This window comes from Streptomyces mutabilis, from assembly GCF_014649815.1.
Lineage (GTDB): Bacteria > Actinomycetota > Actinomycetes > Streptomycetales > Streptomycetaceae > Streptomyces > Streptomyces mutabilis.
The window spans coordinates 78,185-95,805 of the sequence record NZ_BMTT01000002.1; the positions used below are offsets into that span (position 1 = coordinate 78,185).

General features: G+C 70.7%; 16 protein-coding genes. 7 read left to right on the forward strand and 9 right to left on the reverse strand.

The window, feature by feature from the left end; translation table 11 throughout:
• Positions 1 to 149: 149 nt before the first annotated feature.
• From IE142_RS04500 to IE142_RS04520, 5 genes are all read left to right on the forward strand, one after another.
• Positions 150 to 1,043 carry an SPFH domain-containing protein gene (locus IE142_RS04500; protein WP_191885028.1) on the forward strand — a complete coding sequence of 298 codons (894 nt, stop codon included), beginning with the start codon at positions 150 to 152 and terminating at the stop codon, positions 1,041 to 1,043.
• Positions 989 to 1,348 (forward strand): type II toxin-antitoxin system antitoxin, encoded by a 360-nt coding sequence (locus IE142_RS04505; RefSeq protein WP_191885029.1) that lies wholly within the window; start codon positions 989 to 991, stop codon positions 1,346 to 1,348. Before IE142_RS04500 ends, IE142_RS04505 begins: the two co-directional genes overlap by 55 nt.
• 186 nt (positions 1,349 to 1,534) lie before the next feature.
• Positions 1,535 to 2,059 (forward strand): PadR family transcriptional regulator, encoded by a 525-nt coding sequence (locus IE142_RS04510; RefSeq protein WP_191884507.1) that lies wholly within the window; start codon positions 1,535 to 1,537, stop codon positions 2,057 to 2,059.
• Positions 2,056 to 2,745: an ABC transporter ATP-binding protein gene (locus IE142_RS04515; RefSeq protein WP_191884508.1), complete on the forward strand. Its 690-nt coding sequence runs from the start codon at positions 2,056 to 2,058 to the stop codon at positions 2,743 to 2,745. Before IE142_RS04510 ends, IE142_RS04515 begins: the two co-directional genes overlap by 4 nt.
• A 92-nt stretch (positions 2,746 to 2,837) precedes the next feature.
• Positions 2,838 to 5,147 carry an ABC transporter permease gene (locus tag IE142_RS04520; protein WP_191885030.1) on the forward strand — a complete coding sequence of 770 codons (2,310 nt, stop codon included), beginning with the start codon at positions 2,838 to 2,840 and terminating at the stop codon, positions 5,145 to 5,147.
• A 39-nt stretch (positions 5,148 to 5,186) separates the two neighbouring features.
• Here IE142_RS04520 and IE142_RS04525 read toward each other — a convergent pair whose 3' ends face one another.
• A complete protein-coding gene (locus IE142_RS04525) occupies positions 5,187 to 6,125 on the reverse strand; it encodes a LysR substrate-binding domain-containing protein (protein ID WP_191884509.1) in 939 nt (312 codons plus the stop codon).
• A 137-nt stretch (positions 6,126 to 6,262) separates the two neighbouring features.
• Between IE142_RS04525 and IE142_RS04530 the strand changes: the two genes are divergently transcribed.
• A complete protein-coding gene (locus IE142_RS04530; RefSeq protein ID WP_191884510.1) occupies positions 6,263 to 6,817 on the forward strand; it encodes a peroxiredoxin in 555 nt (184 codons plus the stop codon).
• A gap of 6 nt (positions 6,818 to 6,823) precedes the next feature.
• Entirely contained in the window at positions 6,824 to 7,360 is a 537-nt protein-coding gene (locus IE142_RS04535) for an alkyl hydroperoxide reductase (protein WP_191884511.1), read from the forward strand.
• A gap of 78 nt (positions 7,361 to 7,438) precedes the next feature.
• Here the strand turns inward: IE142_RS04535 and IE142_RS04540 are convergent, their stop codons facing one another.
• The 8 genes from IE142_RS04540 to IE142_RS04575 all read right to left on the reverse strand — a co-directional run bounded on the left by IE142_RS04540 (position 7,439) and on the right by IE142_RS04575 (position 17,554).
• On the reverse strand, positions 7,439 to 8,587 hold the full coding sequence (locus IE142_RS04540; protein ID WP_440862265.1) for an IS30 family transposase: 1,149 nt from the start codon (positions 8,585 to 8,587) through the stop codon (positions 7,439 to 7,441).
• 589 nt (positions 8,588 to 9,176) lie between these two features.
• Positions 9,177 to 10,616, reverse strand: a complete 1,440-nt coding sequence (locus tag IE142_RS04545; protein WP_229830156.1) for an AI-2E family transporter — start codon at positions 10,614 to 10,616, stop codon at positions 9,177 to 9,179.
• A gap of 162 nt (positions 10,617 to 10,778) precedes the next feature.
• Positions 10,779 to 11,474, reverse strand: coding sequence for an aggregation-promoting factor C-terminal-like domain-containing protein (locus IE142_RS04550; protein ID WP_191884512.1), 696 nt, complete (start codon positions 11,472 to 11,474; stop codon positions 10,779 to 10,781).
• Between the two features lie 422 nt (positions 11,475 to 11,896).
• Positions 11,897 to 13,222, reverse strand: a complete 1,326-nt coding sequence (gene phoH2 / locus IE142_RS04555; protein ID WP_043380429.1) for an RNA 5'-3' helicase PhoH2 — start codon at positions 13,220 to 13,222, stop codon at positions 11,897 to 11,899.
• Positions 13,223 to 14,444: 1,222 nt separating this feature from the next.
• Positions 14,445 to 15,236: a class I SAM-dependent methyltransferase gene (locus IE142_RS04560; protein ID WP_191884513.1), complete on the reverse strand. Its 792-nt coding sequence runs from the start codon at positions 15,234 to 15,236 to the stop codon at positions 14,445 to 14,447.
• A gap of 122 nt (positions 15,237 to 15,358) precedes the next feature.
• Entirely contained in the window at positions 15,359 to 16,231 is an 873-nt protein-coding gene (locus IE142_RS04565) for an LLM class flavin-dependent oxidoreductase (protein WP_191884514.1), read from the reverse strand.
• A 41-nt stretch (positions 16,232 to 16,272) separates the two neighbouring features.
• Complete coding sequence (locus tag IE142_RS04570; RefSeq protein WP_052412266.1) at positions 16,273 to 16,935, reverse strand: hypothetical protein; 663 nt, start codon at positions 16,933 to 16,935, stop codon at positions 16,273 to 16,275.
• 31 nt (positions 16,936 to 16,966) lie between these two features.
• Positions 16,967 to 17,554, reverse strand: coding sequence for a hypothetical protein (locus IE142_RS04575; protein WP_191884515.1), 588 nt, complete (start codon positions 17,552 to 17,554; stop codon positions 16,967 to 16,969).
• Positions 17,555 to 17,621: the final 67 nt, after the last annotated feature.

Consider the following 17,621-nt stretch of genomic DNA (forward strand, 5'->3'; position numbering starts at 1 on the left):
GTTGCCGTTCGAGAGTAAAGTGATATCACTTAGATAGGTTCGAGATAGACGCACGGGCGTGCTCCGGCACGTCCGCCGAGAACGGGGGATCCATCGTGTCCGCACCCAACGCGCACGACACTTCGCAGATCAGAGCGGATGTACCGGAGATGCCGACGCCACGCGTACGCGAGACGCAGGCGAACAGCATCGGTGGCGGCATGGCCCTGCTGCTGGGGCTGCTGGGACTGGTGGCCGGCGCCGGCCTGATCGCCGCGGCCACCGCGGTCTCGTCGACCGGGGGCAAGGCGGCGCTGATCGTCGCGGGCATCGTGACGGCCCTGGCCGCCTTCCTCGCGATGTGCGGGCTGAACATGGTGGCGCCGGGCGAGGCCCGGGTGGTGCAGCTCTTCGGGCGGTACCGGGGGACGATCCGCCAGGACGGGCTGCGCTGGGTCAACCCGCTGACCTCCCGCACCAAGATCTCGACGCGGGTGCGGAACCACGAGACTGCGGTACTGAAGGTGAACGACGCCTACGGCAACCCGATCGAGCTCGCGGCGGTCGTGGTGTGGCGGGTGGAGGACACCGCACAGGCCACCTTCGAGGTGGACGACTACGTCGAGTTCGTCTCCACGCAGACCGAGGCGGCCGTGCGGCACATCGCCATCGAGTACCCGTACGACGCCCACGACGAGGGCGGCCTCTCCCTGCGCGGCAACGCCGAGGAGATCACCGAGAAGCTCGCCGTCGAACTGCACGCGCGCGTGGAGGCGGCCGGCGTGCAGATCGTCGAGTCCCGCTTCACCCACCTCGCGTACGCGCCGGAGATCGCCTCGGCGATGCTCCAGCGGCAGCAGGCCGGCGCGGTGGTCGCGGCCCGGCGTCAGATCGTGGACGGCGCGGTCGGCATGGTCGAGGCGGCGCTCGCCCGGATCAGCGAGCAGGGCATCGTCGAGCTGGACGACGAGCGCAAGGCGGCGATGGTGTCCAACCTGATGGTCGTGCTCTGCGGGGACCGCGCCGCCCAGCCGGTCCTGAACACCGGGACGCTCTACCAGTGACGGGCCGGTCCGAGGGTTCGCCCCCCGGGGGCCTCCCGCCCGAGGGGCCCGGCTCCGCGGGTCAGGCCCCGAAGCGTCGGCCGCAGCAGCAGCGCAAGCAGGTGCTGCTGCGGCTGGACCCCCAGGTGTACGAGGCGCTGGCGCGGTGGGCGGGCGACGAGCTGCGCTCGGCCAACGCCCAGATCGAGTTCCTGCTCCGCCGGGCCCTGGCGGAGTCGGGCCGGCTGCCCGGCGGCGCCGGGCCGCTGCCGCGCCGGGGGCGGCCGCCGCGGCGTCCCGGGCCCGGGTCCACACCACCGGCGTAGAGACAGACGGCACAGCAGGCGCCACCCCACGCCGCGCAGCCGCGTCACCGCATCCTGCGGAGGCGCGGCTTCCGTCGTAGCGGAACCGTGACAATCGCCTCCGACCTGGGGGTCCGTACCGCGTGGACACGCCCTCCGCACCGTGCGTATACATGGCGCGTATACACCGTGTGTAGAGTGCTCGGCATGCCCATCGGTCACACCCTCCTGGGACTCCTGGAGTCCGGGCCGCGCCACGGTTACGACCTCAAGCGCGCCTTCGACGAGAAGTTCGGTCACGACCGGCCGCTGCACTACGGCCAGGTCTACTCGACGATGTCCCGCCTGCTGAAGAACGGCCTCGTCGTCGTCGACGGCATCGAGACCGGCGGCGGTCCCGAGCGGAAGCGGTACGCGATCACCGACGCGGGGATCACCGACGTACAGCGGTGGCTCGCCACGCCGGAGAAGCCCGAGCCGTATCTCCAGTCGACGCTGTACACGAAGGTCGTCCTCGCGCTGCTCACCCACCGCGACGCCGCCGACATCCTCGACACCCAGCGCTCGGAGCACCTGCGCGGCATGCGCATCCTGACCGACCGCAAGCGCAAGGGCGACCTCGCGGATCAGCTCATCTGCGACCACGCCCTGTTCCATCTGGAGGCCGACCTGCGGTGGCTGGAACTCACCGCGGCGCGCCTCGACAAGCTCCGTGAGGCGGTGGCCCGATGACTCCTCCCGCAGGTTCGCTGCTCTCGGCCGAGCAGCTCCGCAAGGCCTACGGCCCGACCCTCGCCCTCGACGGCGCCGAGTTCTCCATCCACCCCGGCGAGGTCGTCGCCGTGATGGGGCCCTCCGGGTCCGGCAAGTCGACGCTGCTGCACTGCCTCGCCGGCATCGTCCCGCCCGACTCGGGGACGATCACGTACAACGGGCGCGAGCTGTCCGCCATGAACGACTCCCAGCGCAGCGCCCTGCGCCGCTCCGAGTTCGGGTTCGTGTTCCAGTTCGGGCAGCTCGTGCCGGAGCTGACGTGCGTGGAGAACGTCGCCCTGCCGCTGCGGCTGAACGGCACCTCCCGCAGCGAGGCCGAGCGGGCCGCGCTGACCTGGATGGAGCGGCTGGAGGTCGACGACCTCAAGAAGAAGCGGCCCGGCGAGGTCTCCGGCGGCCAGGGGCAGCGGGTCGCGGTGGCGCGGTCGCTGGTCACCAGCCCCCGCGTGCTCTTCGCCGACGAGCCGACCGGCGCGCTGGACTCCCTCAACGGGGAGCGCGTCATGGAACTGCTCACGGACGCCGCCCGCTCCACCAACGCCGCCGTCGTGCTGGTCACGCACGAGGCGCGGGTGGCCGCCTACTCCGACCGCGAGATCGTCGTGCGGGACGGCCGGTCCAGGGACATGGAGCGCGTCGTATGAGCCTGCCCACGCGAGCGAGGCCGCCGGCCCCGACCGCGGGAGGGGCCCCGCGCGAGCGGGGCCGGCCCCGACGGGTCGCCGCCGACCTGGCCATGGGCGTCCGCTTCGCCCTCACCGGCGGGCGCGAGGGCTGGACCCGGGCGGTGCTGACGGCCGTCGGCGTCGGGCTCGGCGTGGCGCTGCTCCTGCTGACGACGGCGATTCCCAACGCGCTCGAGGTCCGGCACGAGCGGGAGGCCGCGCGCACCGACATCACCTTCTCCGACGAGCGGCTGGCCAAGGCGGACGACACCCTCATGGTCGCCGGCGTCGATACGGACTTCCGCGGCGAGTCCGTCCGGGGCCGGGCCCTGGAACCGGAGGGGCCACGGGCGCCGCTGCCCCCGGGGGTGGAGAGGTTCCCGGCGAAGGGCGAGATGGTGGTCTCCCCCGCGCTGAAGAAGCTGCTGGAGTCGGACTCCGGCGCGCTGCTGCGCGAGCGGCTGCCGGACCGGGTCGTCGGCACCATCGGGGAGGAGGGGCTGATCGGCTCGGCCGAACTCGCCTTCTACCGGGGCGCCGAAGGGCTCGCGCCGCACATGGACGGCGGCCGGGTCGTCCGCATCGACGGGTACGGCAACCCGAACGCCACCTCCGAGCGGTCCGACCCGGTACTGCTCCTGCTGATCCTCGTCGTCTTCGTGGTGCTGCTGATGCCGGTCGCGGTCTTCATCGCGGCGGCCGTGCGGTTCGGCGGGGAGCGGCGGGACCGGCGGCTGGCGGCGCTGCGGCTGGTGGGTTCCGACAGCGGGATGACCCGGCGGATCGCCGCCGGTGAGGCACTGGCGGGCGCGGCGCTGGGGCTGGTCTTCGGCGCCGGGTTCTTCATGATCGGGCGGCAGCTGGCGGGGACCGCCGAGGTGTACCGCATCAGCGTGTTCCCGAGCTACCTCAACCCCTCGCCGCTGCTCGCCCTGCTGGTCGCGGTGGCCGTGCCGACGGCGGCGGTGCTGGTGACGCTGTTCGCGCTGCGCGGGGTCGTCATCGAGCCGCTGGGCGTGGTGCGGGCGGGCCGGCCGCCCCGGCGCCGGCTGTGGTGGCGGCTGCTGCTGCCGCTGGCCGGACTGGCGATGCTCTACCCGATGATCGGCGACGGGCGGGACAACGGCGACTTCAACCAGTACCTGGTGACCGGTGGTGTCGTCCTGCTCCTGGTCGGCGTGACCGCGCTGCTGCCGTGGATCGTGGAGGCCGTCGTCGCCCGGCTCGGTGCCGGCGGCGTGGCCTGGCAGCTGGCCGTGCGCAGGCTGCAGCTGAGCAGCGGTACGGCGGCCCGCATGGTCAACGGCATCGCGGTGGCCGTCGCGGGCGCGATCGCGCTGCAGATGCTCTTCGCGGGCGTGGAGGACGACTACACCCAGCCCACCGGGCAGGACGTGTCGTTGGCGCAGATGGAGGTGATCCTGCCGGACGGGGTACCAGTGACGCGGGCGGCCGACAAGCTCCGTGACACCGAGGGCGTGCAGGAGGTCTACGGCTACTCCGAGGGCTACCTCGGCGACCGCGCCCGGGAACCGGAGCACGGCACGACCTTGACGGTGGGCGACTGCGCGTCGCTGCGGGAGATCGCCGACCTGCCCTCGTGCGCGGACGGGGACGCGTTCGCCGTCCACGGCGCCGAGTGGGACGCCGGGGAGGACATGACGAACCTGGCCGCGCCGGGACGGAAGCTGTACCTCGACCCGTCGTACGAGGGCAGCCCGAAGCGCCTGGAGGTCCCCTGGACGGTGCCGCAGGGCGTGAAGGCGGCGAAGCCGCGTCGCGGTCTGCTGGCCGGGATCGACCGGGGCGGCTTCCTGATCACGCCGAAGGCCATGCCGGAGACTCTGGTGCCGGCCCTGGCCGGGCACGCCTACCTCAGGCTGGACGAGTCGGTGCCGGACGTGCACGACCGGGTACGGAACACCGCAGCGGCCGTCGATCCGCTGGCGGCTGCCCTGACGTGGGCGGAGACGAAGCGCACCGGCCGGTTCGACGCCATCCGCACCGGTCTGTTCGTCGGGGCGGCGTGCGTGCTGGCGCTGATCGGCGCGAGCCTGCTGGTCTCGCAGCTGGAGCAGTTGCGGGAGCGGAAGAAGCTGCTGTCGGCCCTGGTCGCCTTCGGTACCCGGCGCCGCACGCTGAGCATGTCGGTGCTGTGGCAGACGGCGATTCCCATCGTGCTCGGTCTGCTGCTCGCCTCGGCGGTGGGCCTGACCCTGGGCACGGTGCTCCTCAAGATGACGAACACCCCGGTACGGGTCGACTGGACCGGCGTCCTGTCGATGACCGGCATCGGCGCGGCGGTCGTCCTGGTGGTGACCCTGCTGAGCCTGCCGCCGCTGCTGCGGCTGATGCGGCCGGAGGGGCTGCGCACGGAGTAGCGGCTCAGGGAGTGAGCGACCGCCCGGCCGGGCGGTCGCTCACTCGTGCACCGTCCGCACCGGCAGGTCCGTCATCGCCTCCCGCAGCGCCCCCGCCAGCTCCCCGTACTCCCCGGCGCGGGCCGCCCCCGTGCGCATGGCGAGGGCGATACGGCGGGTGGGCGCCGGGTCGGCGAAGGAGCCGGTGAGGAGCTGGCTGGAGCGAGAGGTCTCCACGCGGACCGCCGTGCGCGGCAGCAGCGTCACGCCCAGGCCGCCCGCCACCAGCTGCACCAGCGTCGACAGCCCGGCGGCCGTCGTCGTCGCGGGGACGTCCGCGCGGCCGGCCTCCCGGCAGATGTCGAGCGCCTGGTCGCGCAGACAGTGCCCCTCGTCGAGGAGCAGGAGGTTCAGCTCGCGCAGCACCGAGCGCTGGATGCCCTCCCGCCCGCCGAGCCGGTGGTCGAGCGGGGTGACGAGCACGAAGTCCTCGTCGAAGAGGGGGAGCTCCGTCACGCCGGGGACGCCGAGCGGCACCGCCAGCAGGAGCAGGTCGAGGCGGCCGGTGGTGAGCCCGTCCAGGAGGCTCGCGGTCTGCTCCTCGTGGACCTGGAGGTCGAGGTCCGGGTAGCGGTCGTGGACGAGCCGCAGCACGGTGGGCAGCAGGTACGGTGCGACGGTCGGGATGACGCCGAGCCGCAGCGCCCCGGTGAAAGGTGCGCGGACCGCCTCCGCCTCCTCCAGCAGCGCGCCGACCTCCGCCAGTACCGCCTTCGTCCGCACCGCGAGCCGTTCCCCCGCCGGGGAGAGCAGCACCTTGCGCGTCGTACGCTCCAGGAGGGTGACACCCAGTGCCTCCTCCAGGGCGGAGACGGCGCCCGAGAGCGCGGGCTGGCTCATCCCGATCGCGGCGGCGGCGTCGCGGAAATGCAGGTGCTCGGCGACCGCGGCGAAAGCCCGCAGCTGGGCGAGGCTGGGCTGCCTCTTCTTTGCCGACACTAATAGCCACCTCCGATCAACTCGACCGAGTGTAGCTATTTCCGTAATCAATGCACCCTGTGCCAACATCAATAACGTCCAACCCAGGGAAACACTCGCAAAATGGGTGTTTCTTCGCTGCATCTTTTGGAGAGCGTGTGCTCACTGTCGGTGACAAGTTCCCCGAGTTCGATCTGACCGCCTGCGTCTCGCTGGAGAAGGGCAAGGAGTTCGAGCAGATCAACCACAAGACCTACGAGGGCAAGTGGAAGGTCGTCTTCGCCTGGCCCAAGGACTTCACCTTCGTGTGCCCGACCGAGATCGCCGCCTTCGGCAAGCTGAACGACGAGTTCGCCGACCGTGACGCGCAGATCCTCGGCTTCTCCGGTGACTCCGAGTTCGTGCACCACGCCTGGCGCAAGGACCACCCGGACCTGACCGACCTGCCCTTCCCGATGATGGCCGACTCGAAGCACGAGCTCATGCGTGCCCTCGGCATCGAGGGCGAGGACGGCTTCGCGCAGCGCGCCGTCTTCATCGTGGACCAGAACAACGAGATCCAGTTCACGATGGTCACCGCCGGCTCCGTCGGCCGTAACCCCAAGGAGGTCCTGCGGGTCCTCGACGCCCTGCAGACCGACGAGCTCTGCCCGTGCAACTGGAGCAAGGGCGACGAGACCCTGGACCCGGTCGCGCTGCTGTCGGGGGAGTGAGCTGACATGTCGCTCGACTCCCTGAAGTCCGCCGTACCGGACTACGCCAAGGACCTGAAGCTCAACCTGGGCTCGGTCATCGGCAACTCCGACCTCCCGGCGCAGCAGCTGTGGGGCACCGTGCTGGCGACCGCCATCGCCTCGCGCTCCCCCATCGTGCTGCGTGAGCTGGAGCCGGAGGCGAAGGCGAACCTCACGCCCGAGGCGTACTCGGCCGCCAAGTCGGCCGCCGCCATCATGGCGATGAACAACGTCTTCTACCGCACCCGGCACCTGCTGTCGGATCACGAGTACGGCACCCTGCGCGCCGGTCTGCGGATGAACGTCATCGGCAACCCGGGCGTCGACAAGGTCGACTTCGAGCTGTGGTCGTTCGCGGTGTCCGCCATCAACGGCTGCGGCATGTGCCTGGACTCGCACGAGCAGGTGCTCCGCAAGGCCGGTATGGACCGCGAGACGATCCAGGAGGCGTTCAAGATCGCCGCCGTTGTCGAGGCCGTCGGCGCCACGCTGGACGCGGAGGCCGTGCTGGCCGCGCAGTAGTCCCGCGAGGCCGCGTACGACTCGGGCCCCGCTCACCGACTCCTTGGGTTCAAGGGGTCGTCGCAACACCACTTGGTTTCAGGTGGTGAGTAGATCACGTAGACGCTCGGCTGGGGTATCCCAGCCGAGCGTCTTGCGTGGGCGGCCGTTGAGTTCTTGGGCGACGTGCTCGAGGTCTTCGGGACTGTGGACGCTCAGGTCGGTGCCTTTCGGGAAGTACTGGCGCAGGAGTCCGTTGGTGTTCTCGTTCGAGCCGCGTAGCCAGGGCGAGGCCGGGTCGCAGAAGTAGACGGGCATGTCGGTGGCCATGCTGAACTGCTTGTGGCGTGCCATCTCGCTGCCCTGGTACCAGATGAGGGAGCCGCGCAGGTGGGCGGGCAGGGTCTGGATCGTGGTGACGAGGCCGTCGCGGACGGTCTCGGCGTCGTGGGCTCCGCCCGGCAGGTGGACCAGCATGGTGTAACGGGTGCTCCGTTCGACCAGAGTGGCGATCGCGGAGCGCCCGCCCGCGCCGATGATCAGGTCGCCTTCCCAGTGACCGGGCACGGCCCGGTCCTCGACAGCGGCGGGACGGTCACTGATCATCACCATCGGGTCGATGAACCGGGGCGTGCGCCGCTGGGGGTCCCGGCGTGGTCTGCGGCGGGTGCGGCCGGAACGGACAGCCGCCTGCACTTCCCGCTTCAGGCCGCCGCGGGCCTGGAAATACAGCGCCTGGTAGACCGTCTCCACGCTCACCCGCATGCTCTCGTCGTCGGGACACTCCTTGCGTAGAGCGTGGCAGATCGGTTCCGGTGACCACCGCCTGCGCAGTCCGTCCTGGACGAAGCGGCGCAGCCGCCCCTCGCGCAGCAGCTTGCGCTCCTTGGGCCGGGGCCTGCGCGCTGCGGCGGCGCGGTGGGCGGCGTAGGGCTGGTAGCCCTCGCTGCCCGAGATCGCGTCGATCTCCCGCTTGACCGTGCTCGCCGGCCGTCCCAGGACCCGTCCGATCGCCCTCAGCGACTGCCCCGCCGCGCGCAGATCGCGGATCTTCTCGCGCTCGGCGAGCGCGAGGAATCGCGGGTGGAGCTGCTCGTCCAGGGCGCTCAGGCCCACCGGTGGCGTGGTCACACCGCACATCGTGACGGTCCCGGCCGCGTAGTCGACACGGCGGCCGTCCGCGTAGGTGCGCGTGGTGCCGCTCTTCTTGACGCCCCAGTCCCAGTCCTTGGCCGTGCGCTCGTTCACACCGACCTGCCGGGCCGCAACCCGGCGTGCGACACCGGCGGCCCGAAGCCGCTCGTACTCGTCGCGCCCGGGATGCCGCCGACGCTGCGAACGCAGTCCGGCCTTCCGGGCCCAGCCGAATGCAGTGTTCCGGTTCACCCCCAGCTCACGCGCCACCACGGTCACGTTCCCCACGACATCCAACCGCGCAAGGAAACGCTCCCGCAACCCCGCAAGATCAGCACGCTCAACGCCCACGGTCCCCGCAACTCCCACAGATCGCGGGTGTTGCGAGGACCGTTAGAACCCAAGACTCGGTGAGCGGGGCCCGTTGCGTCGCGGCGGCGGGGTGGTGAGCGGGGCCGGTTGCGTCGCGGCGGGGTGATGCCCGCCGGCGGTCGCGCAACGCCGGGCCGACGCCGCTCGGGGGTCGTCAGCGTGCCGTGCCGAAGCGGGCCGGGGCGGTTCTCGCCGTACCGGACCGGTACGCGCCGGTCAGATCTGCGCGTACCCGACCCGGTCCCGCCCGGCAATGCTCGCCGTACCGGACCGGAACCCGCCGGACAGACCCGCACGTACCCGACGCCCCGGACCCGCCCATCGGTCGTCGCTACGCCGGAGCAGTGCCCCCTGACGGTCCGTCCCCCGCGTCCTTCGCCGACGGTTCCGTGACCGCCTCCGCGGCGGCTCCCGGGCCACCGAGGCCCTCGGACCCGCCCGGCTCCGTCGGCGACGCGTCCGTGGACGTCGCGCCGCGCGGCTTCGGCGCCTGCCGTACGGCGGCCTCACGGGAGTACGCCCGCAGGTAGCCGACGACGGTGTTCGTCACCGCCACCAGTGGTACGGCGACCACCGCGCCGCCGATGCCGGCCACCATGCCGCCGGCGGTCACCGACAGCACCACCGCCAGCGGGTGCACCCGCACCGCGCGCCCCAGGATGAACGGCTGGAGGATGTGGCCCTCGATCTGCTGCACCGCCAGCACGACGACCAGCGTCATGACGGCCGCGAACACGCCCTGCGTCACCAGCGCCACGACGACCGCGAGGGCGCCCGAGACCACCGCGCCGACGAGCGGGATGAAGGCGAACAGGAAGATGAACACGGCCAGCGGGACGGCCATCGGCACGTCCAGGAAGTAGATGCCGAGGCCGATGAAGATGGCGTCGATCAGCGCCACGATCACCGTGCCGCGCACGTACGCGGTCAGCGTCCGCCACGCCCGCGGACCGGCACCCGCCACGCCCGGCCGGGCCGCCGCCGGCACCAGCTTCAGGGTCCACTGCCAGATGCGCTTGCCGTCGTAGAGCAGGAAGAGCGTCGAGAAGGCCGCCAGCAGGATGCCGGTGAGCGCCTCGACGACCACCGTGACGCCCTCGAGACCGGCGGACGTTATCTGGTCGGTGTTGGCGCCGACCGCCTCGCGCAGGTTCTTGGCGATCTCGTTGATCTGCTTGTCGGTGACGTGGAAGGGGCTGTTCAGCAACCAGTTGCGCAGTTCGTCGATGCCGTCCTGGACCTGGTCGGAGAGGTTGTCGATGTTCTCCATGACCTGCCAGGTCACGAACCAGCCGATCAGCCCCATCACCACGAACCCGAGGATCGCGGTCAGGGCGGTGGCCGGCCCCCGCGGCACCCCGAGCCGGCGCAGCCGCGTCACCGTCGGCTGGAGCAGTGCCGTGATCAGCAACGCGGCCACGAACGCCAGCACCACCAGCTGCACGGCGCTGATGACCCGCATCAGCACCCACAGGGTCCCGGCGAGGACCAGCAGCCGCCACCCGGCCTCGGCGGCGACCCGTACGCCCCAGGGGACGGCCTGCGCGGGATCGGGGCGGGCCTGGACCACGAGTTGGCGGTGCGTCGGGGCGGACTCCGCGTCGGGGTCCGGGGACGCCGCCCGCGGCGATGTCGGTGCGTGATGGTCGGCAGGCCCGGGTTCGTCGTCGGGACCCTCCCGCCGAGCCTCCTCGCGGCGCTGCTCCAACCGCCTGCTCATCTGCGTCAGTCCGGCGCCGAGCCGACCGAGCCACCCTGGCACTCGCGACATGATCCGTCCTCTTCCCCCGTCTTTCCCCACCACTCCCCCCTGGAGTCGTTTCGGTCCGACCGTACATCGCGGGCACGCGAAAGCCCCTCACCGAAGACGGCGAGGGGCTGCGTGAGGTTGAGCGGTGGGGCGGCCGGACGGTGCCGGGCGGTGACCGGTGGCTCAGTACCAGTGGTTGGCCTGCCAGAAGGCCCAGGCGTCACACGGGCTGCCGTAGCGGCTGTCCATGTAGTTGAGGCCCCACTTGATCTGGGTGGCCGGGTTGGTCCGCCAGTCGGCGCCCGCCGAGGCGTACTTGCCGGCCGGGAGGGCCTGGAAGAGGCCGTAGGCGCCGGAGGAGGGGTTGACGGCCTGGTAGTTCCAGCTGGACTCGTGGTCCACGATGTTGCTGAAGCACTGCCACTGGCCGCTGGGCACCATCGAGCGGGCCATCGCCTGGATCTGGCTGGTGCTGTAGGAGCTCTGGACGGCGAAGCTGGTGGACTCGCGCTGGGCGTCGCGGCTGGCCGCTTCCTTCTCCGCCTCGCGCTTCTTGGCCTCCTCGGCCGCCCTCTTGGCCTTCTCCTGCTTGGCCACGGCGGTCTCGGCGGCTGCCTTGCGGGCCGCCTCCTCAGCGTCCTTCTTGGCGCTCGCGTCCGCGGCGATGGCCTGTACGTCGGCCTGCTGCGTCAGGGACGCGGTCTGCACCTGCGCCTGCTCGCCCATGGGGATGTCCGCAAGCAGCGTCGTACCGGCTGCTGTGGCTTCCGCGTCGTTGTTCTGCGCGGTGCTGCCCGAGGCAACGCCGACGACACTTCCGACAGCGGTGACCGCCGTGGCCGAGGCCACTGCGAATCCCCGGACCGAGATCCGGCTCACACGGTTTCCTTCCAGCATCGCCCGCTTCGGTGACCCTCGCGGACGCAATCGTGCCCCTGGCGCTGGCCTCCCCAACTACGGGTCACGGAAGGCACGGGCCCGGTGGACAACTCCCCGCTAGGGGAGCGCCGCGTGGTGCTCGGGCGGCATACGACGGCTGCTATGGAGTTGGGACTGGTGTTCCTGCGGTGCTGCCGTACCGCTGGGGGTACGGCTGTGTCGTATGCGGGGCCTGACAGGAACGAGACTCTGCCGTAACCCGACGGGGTGAGGCAATTCTGTGTTGCGTGTGAAAGCTCACATCTCGTTCGGTCCAGGGGATTCACGGAAAGCCACACACGCGACGACGCCGCCCGGCTAGGCTCTTCGCCTTCCGGACGGCGCCAACCGTCACACGATCGGCCGTCTTGGGACCTGATCCCTCAGATGTGGCCGTCCTCCAGCATTTCGGTCACAAGTGCCGCGATCTGGGACCTCTCGGACCGCGTCAGGGTGACGTGGGCGAAGAGGGGATGACCCTTCAGTTTCTCGACGACGGCGACGACACCGTCGTACCGCCCCACCCGCAGGTTGTCCCGCTGCGCGACGTCGTGGGTCAGTACGACCCGCGAGTTGGCCCCGATGCGCGAGAGCACGGTCAGCAGGACGTTCCGCTCCAGCGACTGGGCCTCGTCCACGATCACGAACGCGTCGTGCAGCGAGCGTCCGCGGATGTGGGTGAGCGGCAGCACCTCGAGCATCCCGCGCGCGGTCACCTCCTCGATGACCTCCCGACTGGTGACCGCCGACAGCGTGTCGAAGACCGCCTGCGCCCAGGGGCTCATCTTCTCGGCCTCGGAGCCGGGCAGATAGCCGAGCTCCTGCCCGCCCACCGCGTACAGCGGGCGGAAGACCATCACCTTCTGGTGCTGCCGGCGCTCCAGCACGGCCTCGAGACCCGCGCACAGTGCCAGCGCCGACTTGCCGGTGCCGGCCCGGCCGCCCATCGACACGATGCCGACGTCCGGGTCGAGGAGGAGATCGAGCGCGATCCGCTGCTCGGCGCTGCGGCCCTTGATGCCGAACGCCTCCCGGTCGCCGCGCACCAGGCGGACGCTGCCGTCGGGCGTCACCCGGCCGAGGGCCTTGCCGCGCTCCGACTGGAGGGTCAGCCCGGTATGCACGGGAAGGTCGGCGACCTCGGGGACGAAGACCCGCCCCTCCTCGAAGAGGATGTCCACCTGTTCACCCGGCAGGGTGAGTTCGGTCATGCCGGTCCAGCCGGAGGCGTCCGTGATGGCGAGCTCGGCGCGGTACTCCTCGGCGAGCAGGCCCACGGAGGACGCCTTGATCCGCAGTGGGAGGTCCTTGGACACGACGGTGACGTCGTATCCCTCCGCCTGCAGATTGCGGGCGACCGCGAGGATGCGGGAGTCGTTGTCCCCCAGGCGGTAGCCGGTGGGCAGCACGCTGGGGTCCGAGTGGTTGAGCTCGACACGCACCGTGCCGCCGAGATCCCCGATGGGGATGGGGGCGTCGAGGCGACCGTGCCGTACCCGGAACTCGTCGAGCAGGCGCAGGGCCTGCCGGGCGAAGTAGCCGAGTTCGGGATGGTGCCGCTTGGCCTCCAGCTCCGTCACCACGACGATCGGGAGCACGACCTCGTGCTCGTCGAAGCGGTTCAGGGCGTTCGGGTCGGCCAGCAGGACGCTGGTGTCGAGAACGTAGGTGCGCCGATCTGGCTTGTGGCGCTTTGTGCTGGTCACCACGGAAGGACGTACCCCCTCGGAAGAGGTCGGGGAGCGACGGAGTGGACGCTGGGCCGGGAGAGCGGGAACGAGTCGACCGGTCGACGGCCGCCCTGCACTGGCGCGGGCCGCGAGCCGGCCCTCCGCCGCGTCTTCCGTGCCGTGACCGCACGGTGGGGCTGGTGCAAAGGGCCTCCCGGGCGGACGGCTCCGCGCCGTCCGCTGAGATACGACACCCGTGGTTCGGGCGTCGACCTGCTTGGCTTATGCCCTCGAACGAGCGCCGCCATGCCACGGCACAGGACGACGCACCGGTGAACTCCTCATGACGGGCGCCCCTCGGGCGCTTCTCACGCGCGCCCCTCCGGAAAAGGGCACAAAAAACGGGCCGGTCCGTGGGGGGGAGACGGACCGGCCCGAGGGGGGGCTTCCACCATAACCCGTTGTAAGGGATGCCGCGCGCATCGGCGTGCCAAAACTACTCTCCGAAATCACCCTGCGACGCCCGGGTGGCTATGGAAGCGGTCATTCCGCCGCGAATCGTGGCCAAAACGGAGCGGATGAAGAAAGGAAGGCCGCACCCGGAGCACACCGAAGGGGCTAGCCGGCAGCCCTCCGCACCCGTCGGCAACCGCACGGCGGACCGCCCCCGCGCACCTCCACCGGGTGACCCCACCGGCGAACGCCCGCTTGACCAGGCACCGCGCAGCCCCCTCCACTGCGCGGTGCCACACACGCAGCTTTGCTCACGCGAATTACCTGGCTCCGAACTTACGTGATCAGGCGGGGCGGGTTCGACGCGAGAAGGGCAACGATTAATAACGATGTGGAAAACCTGTGAGGATCCGCGGGTGATTGCACATCTTCTTTCCAGGCGCGCAGACATTTGCGAATGTATGTGCTTTACGCCCGGAAGATCCCATACGCGGCCGCGTCATCGGCGAACCGGTGAAGCCCGGGAACCGTCCCGCTCCTCCCCTGGCGTCACCTCACGACGAAGACGGCTGGGATCACTAGGAGCACGGTGAGCGCTCGACGCCTCGGACGACAGTTCTTGGCCAAGTCCACCCGAACGGGCGTGCCGGTCGCCGACGTGGCCGGTGCGATGCCCGGCGTCCACGCCCGGGTCCTCCCCGCGGCGGAGTCGTCGGTCGGCATCCGGGCCGACGGCATGGCCCGGACGGACGTACGGACCCCCCTGTGGCCGACCGGATCGCCTCCGCACCGCCCCTGTCGGGGCCCCTCACGCGTGGGGCTTGCGGACGTCGAAGAGGTGACGCGCGCTGTGGGCGACGAAGGGCCCCTCGGTCTCGATGCGCTCGTGCATCTCGCGCAGCCGGTCCCGGTACGCCTCGACGGTGAACCCGGGCACCGTCCACACGACCTTGCGCAGGAAGTGCACGACGGCACCGATGTCGTGGAACTCCATCCGCAGCCGTTCCGCCCGCAGGTCGACGACCTCCAGCCCGGCGGCCTCGGCGTCGGCCCGCTCCCGGTCGGGGTGGCGGTCGTTCCGGGCCCCCTCCGGCTGCGGTCCGAGGAAGAACTCGATGACCTCGAACACGCTGGCCGGCCCGACGTGCTGGGCGAAGTACGTACCACCGGGCGCGAGGACGCGGGCGATCTCCGACCAGTGCGGCACGACGGGGTGCCGGCTCACGACCAGGTCGAAGGCCCCGTCCGCGAAGGGGAACGGCGCGTCGTCGGGCGAGGCGACCACGGGGACGCCCCGGGCGCGGAGCAGTTCGGTGGCCTTCGCGACGTTGGGGGGCCACCCTTCGGTGGCGACGAGGAGGGGCGGCCGACGGGGCTCCACTGCCCCGAGGGCGCAGTCCAGCACCTCCCCTCCCCCGGTCTGCACGTCCAGCACGGCACCGGCGTCGGCGAGTCTCCCGCCCAGGGAGCGGCTGTACCCCCAGGAGGGCCGCGCCTCGGTGGCCCGCCCCTCGAACCAGGAGAAGTCCCACCCTTCGGTGGGGACGGCGGCGCCTTCGGCGACGAGCTCGTCGAAGGTACGGGGGGCAGGCGGTGCCATGGGAGTCCCATCGGTATCGGTGCGTGTGCGGGAGGGGAGGGCGTGAGGAGAGGAACGAAGAGGAGAGGGCGAGGGAGAAGGAGAGCGAGGAAAGGGGCCGAGGAAGAGGAGAGAGCGACGATCTACCCCACCAAGGGGCGTACCTCCTCGGCGGCGAACCGCACGAAACCCTCCGGATCGGGCTCGTCACCGGTCGGCTGAAGGATCACGGAGTCCGCCCCGGCCTCGGCCAACCGCCGCACGGCCCCGGCAACGGCCACCGCGTCCCCGGCGACGCCAAGATCCGGAACCTTCTCGTCCCCTTCAGCGACCAGCTCGGCCCGCAACCGCTCGTGGGCGCCGGCACCGGTGGCGGCGAGCAGATAGACGACGACCTTGTGCGCGTCCGTCCGCCCGACAGCCGCACGCCCCTCGTCGATCAACCGCCGGGCCCGGCGTACGCCGTCCGGCGGGGTGGACGCGGTGAGAACGGTCCCGTCGGCGGCCTCACCGGCCAGCCGCAGCGAACGTGGCCCGGTGGCGCCGGCCAGCACCTCGACGCCCTGTCCGGGCGGCCAGTCCAGCGCGACACCGTCGAGCCGCACGTACCGCCCCTCGGTCGTCACCCGCTCCCCTCCCAACAGGGCTCGCAGGGCGAGAAGATGCTCCCGCAGCAGAGTGACGGGCGACTCCACCCGAGCCCCGACCTGCCCCATCCAGTCCTGCACACCGTGCCCGACGCCAAGGATCGCGCGGCCGGGGAACATGCGGTGCAGCGTCGCAGCCTCCATCGCGGTGATCGCCACGTTCCGCAAGGGCACGGGCAACAGCCCGACCCCGACCCGCACCCGCTCGGTCCACGCGAGCGCGGCGGCGGCCGTGGAGATCCCGCCCTCGCGGAAACAGTCCTCCCAGAGCCACAGCTCCTCCAGCCCGGCCTCATCGGCGGTGCGAGCGACGGCGCGCAGGCGCTCGGGGGCGAGCTGGGGGCGGAAAACGGCACCGAGTCCAGTCATGTGTGCCTTCCTACCTGCGGCTCGTCCGCCGGACAACCGCTTTACGAGTCAGCACCCAAGGGCTTCTCGAAACGGACCGTCTCGACGACCTGCCGCAGAATCGCCCGGTACTCCTCCCTGCGGGCGGTGGCGGTGGTACTGAGCGTGAGGACGGCGAGGCGCCTGCAGTCGGGGTGGGGGAGGTGGGCGTGGATTTGCAGGAGGGGGAGTTGAGGGACACCGCTATTGGTTGCCGGACAGAGCACGGCCTCACTGATGGTGAGAGGACCGATGGGCAGTTCGATGTATTCGACATGACTATGGTCCACCGATTCGGCCGCAGCACGGGCAACGGTCGCCGCACGTGGGGCCACCGCAGTGTCGCGCCACGAGATGGTGAACAGGGAGAGCAGAGGCTGTGCGCCCCCACGGACCGAGCCCTGGATGTCATCGTGATGCAGGCCGACCGAACAGTGGACGGTGCCGCACTCACTCAGCGCTCCCAGCATCCGCTGCCCCGAGGCGAGGAGCGCGATGAGCTTCTGTCGAGCCGACTCGCTGGGTGCCGATTCGAGCAGGGGCGCGGCAGCCGCGCGTAATGCGTCGGCGCGCGGGGTTCCCGGCTCGGCGAGCAGAGCATCCAATGGCAGAGGCGTGAACCCGGCGGGTTCTGCGAACCAGAGTTCTGCATGGGGATCGTCGACGGATTCATCGACGATGAGCACACCGGACCTCAATGCACGCCTCGTTTCGGGATCAGGGTTGGAGGGGATGGACGCCCGCGCGTCGACCGCGCTCGATGTCATCGGGGGTAGCGCCCCAGTCGGCGAAGCGCCATCCGCTCCGCACATGCATGCGCTGCTCGAGGACATGCAGCCGGCGAGGGGCGGTACCGCGTCGCGTGGGTGCGGCGACGAGCCCGATGAACCGTGGGTCACCGGCGAACCACAGGGTTTCGATGTCTGCTTTCAGGCTGGGCTTGGCGCGGGGGGCCATGCGGCGGGACCACCATTCCGTGCGGAGGTGGTGGGAGAAGACGAGGGGCAACTGTTGATCGGCGTCAGCCGGGTTGGGGAACTCGAACCAGCCATAGTGCTTACCCTCCACCTCGGGGCGTTTGGTCAGCCCTCGGGGGAGATTCGGGAATATCTGCCACGGATATGCTCGAAGGATGCGCAACATCACGAACGCCGGAGGAAAATACCTCAGCTGAATGATGACTCGATATGGCCCGTAAATAAAGTACGGCGCGAATACCCATGAGACCCAGTTGGGCGTGCAGGTCGAGATCCATAGCAGCAAGACCCAACCACCGGCCCAGCCGATCAGCCCAAGGATGTTCATAGCCACATGTGACATCCATCCCCATCGCGTGGGTGGATGCCCCCAAGCCGTTGGGCAGAAGGCGAGG

Bases quoted from the DNA above. Each gene is read 5' to 3' on its own strand.
- IE142_RS04500 (WP_191885028.1), top strand. From the start codon at position 150: ATGCCGACGCCACGCGTACGCGAGACGCAGGCGAACAGCATCGGTGGC.
- IE142_RS04510 (WP_191884507.1), top strand. From the start codon at position 1,535: ATGCCCATCGGTCACACCCTCCTGGGACTCCTGGAGTCCGGGCCGCGC.
- IE142_RS04515 (WP_191884508.1), top strand. From the start codon at position 2,056: ATGACTCCTCCCGCAGGTTCGCTGCTCTCGGCCGAGCAGCTCCGCAAG.
- IE142_RS04520 (WP_191885030.1), top strand. From the start codon at position 2,838: ATGGGCGTCCGCTTCGCCCTCACCGGCGGGCGCGAGGGCTGGACCCGG.
- IE142_RS04535 (WP_191884511.1), top strand. From the start codon at position 6,824: ATGTCGCTCGACTCCCTGAAGTCCGCCGTACCGGACTACGCCAAGGAC.
- IE142_RS04545 (WP_229830156.1), bottom strand. From the start codon at position 10,616: ATGTCGCGAGTGCCAGGGTGGCTCGGTCGGCTCGGCGCCGGACTGACG.
- IE142_RS04560 (WP_191884513.1), bottom strand. From the start codon at position 15,236: ATGGCACCGCCTGCCCCCCGTACCTTCGACGAGCTCGTCGCCGAAGGC.
- IE142_RS04565 (WP_191884514.1), bottom strand. From the start codon at position 16,231: ATGACTGGACTCGGTGCCGTTTTCCGCCCCCAGCTCGCCCCCGAGCGC.
- IE142_RS04575 (WP_191884515.1), bottom strand. From the start codon at position 17,554: ATGAACATCCTTGGGCTGATCGGCTGGGCCGGTGGTTGGGTCTTGCTG.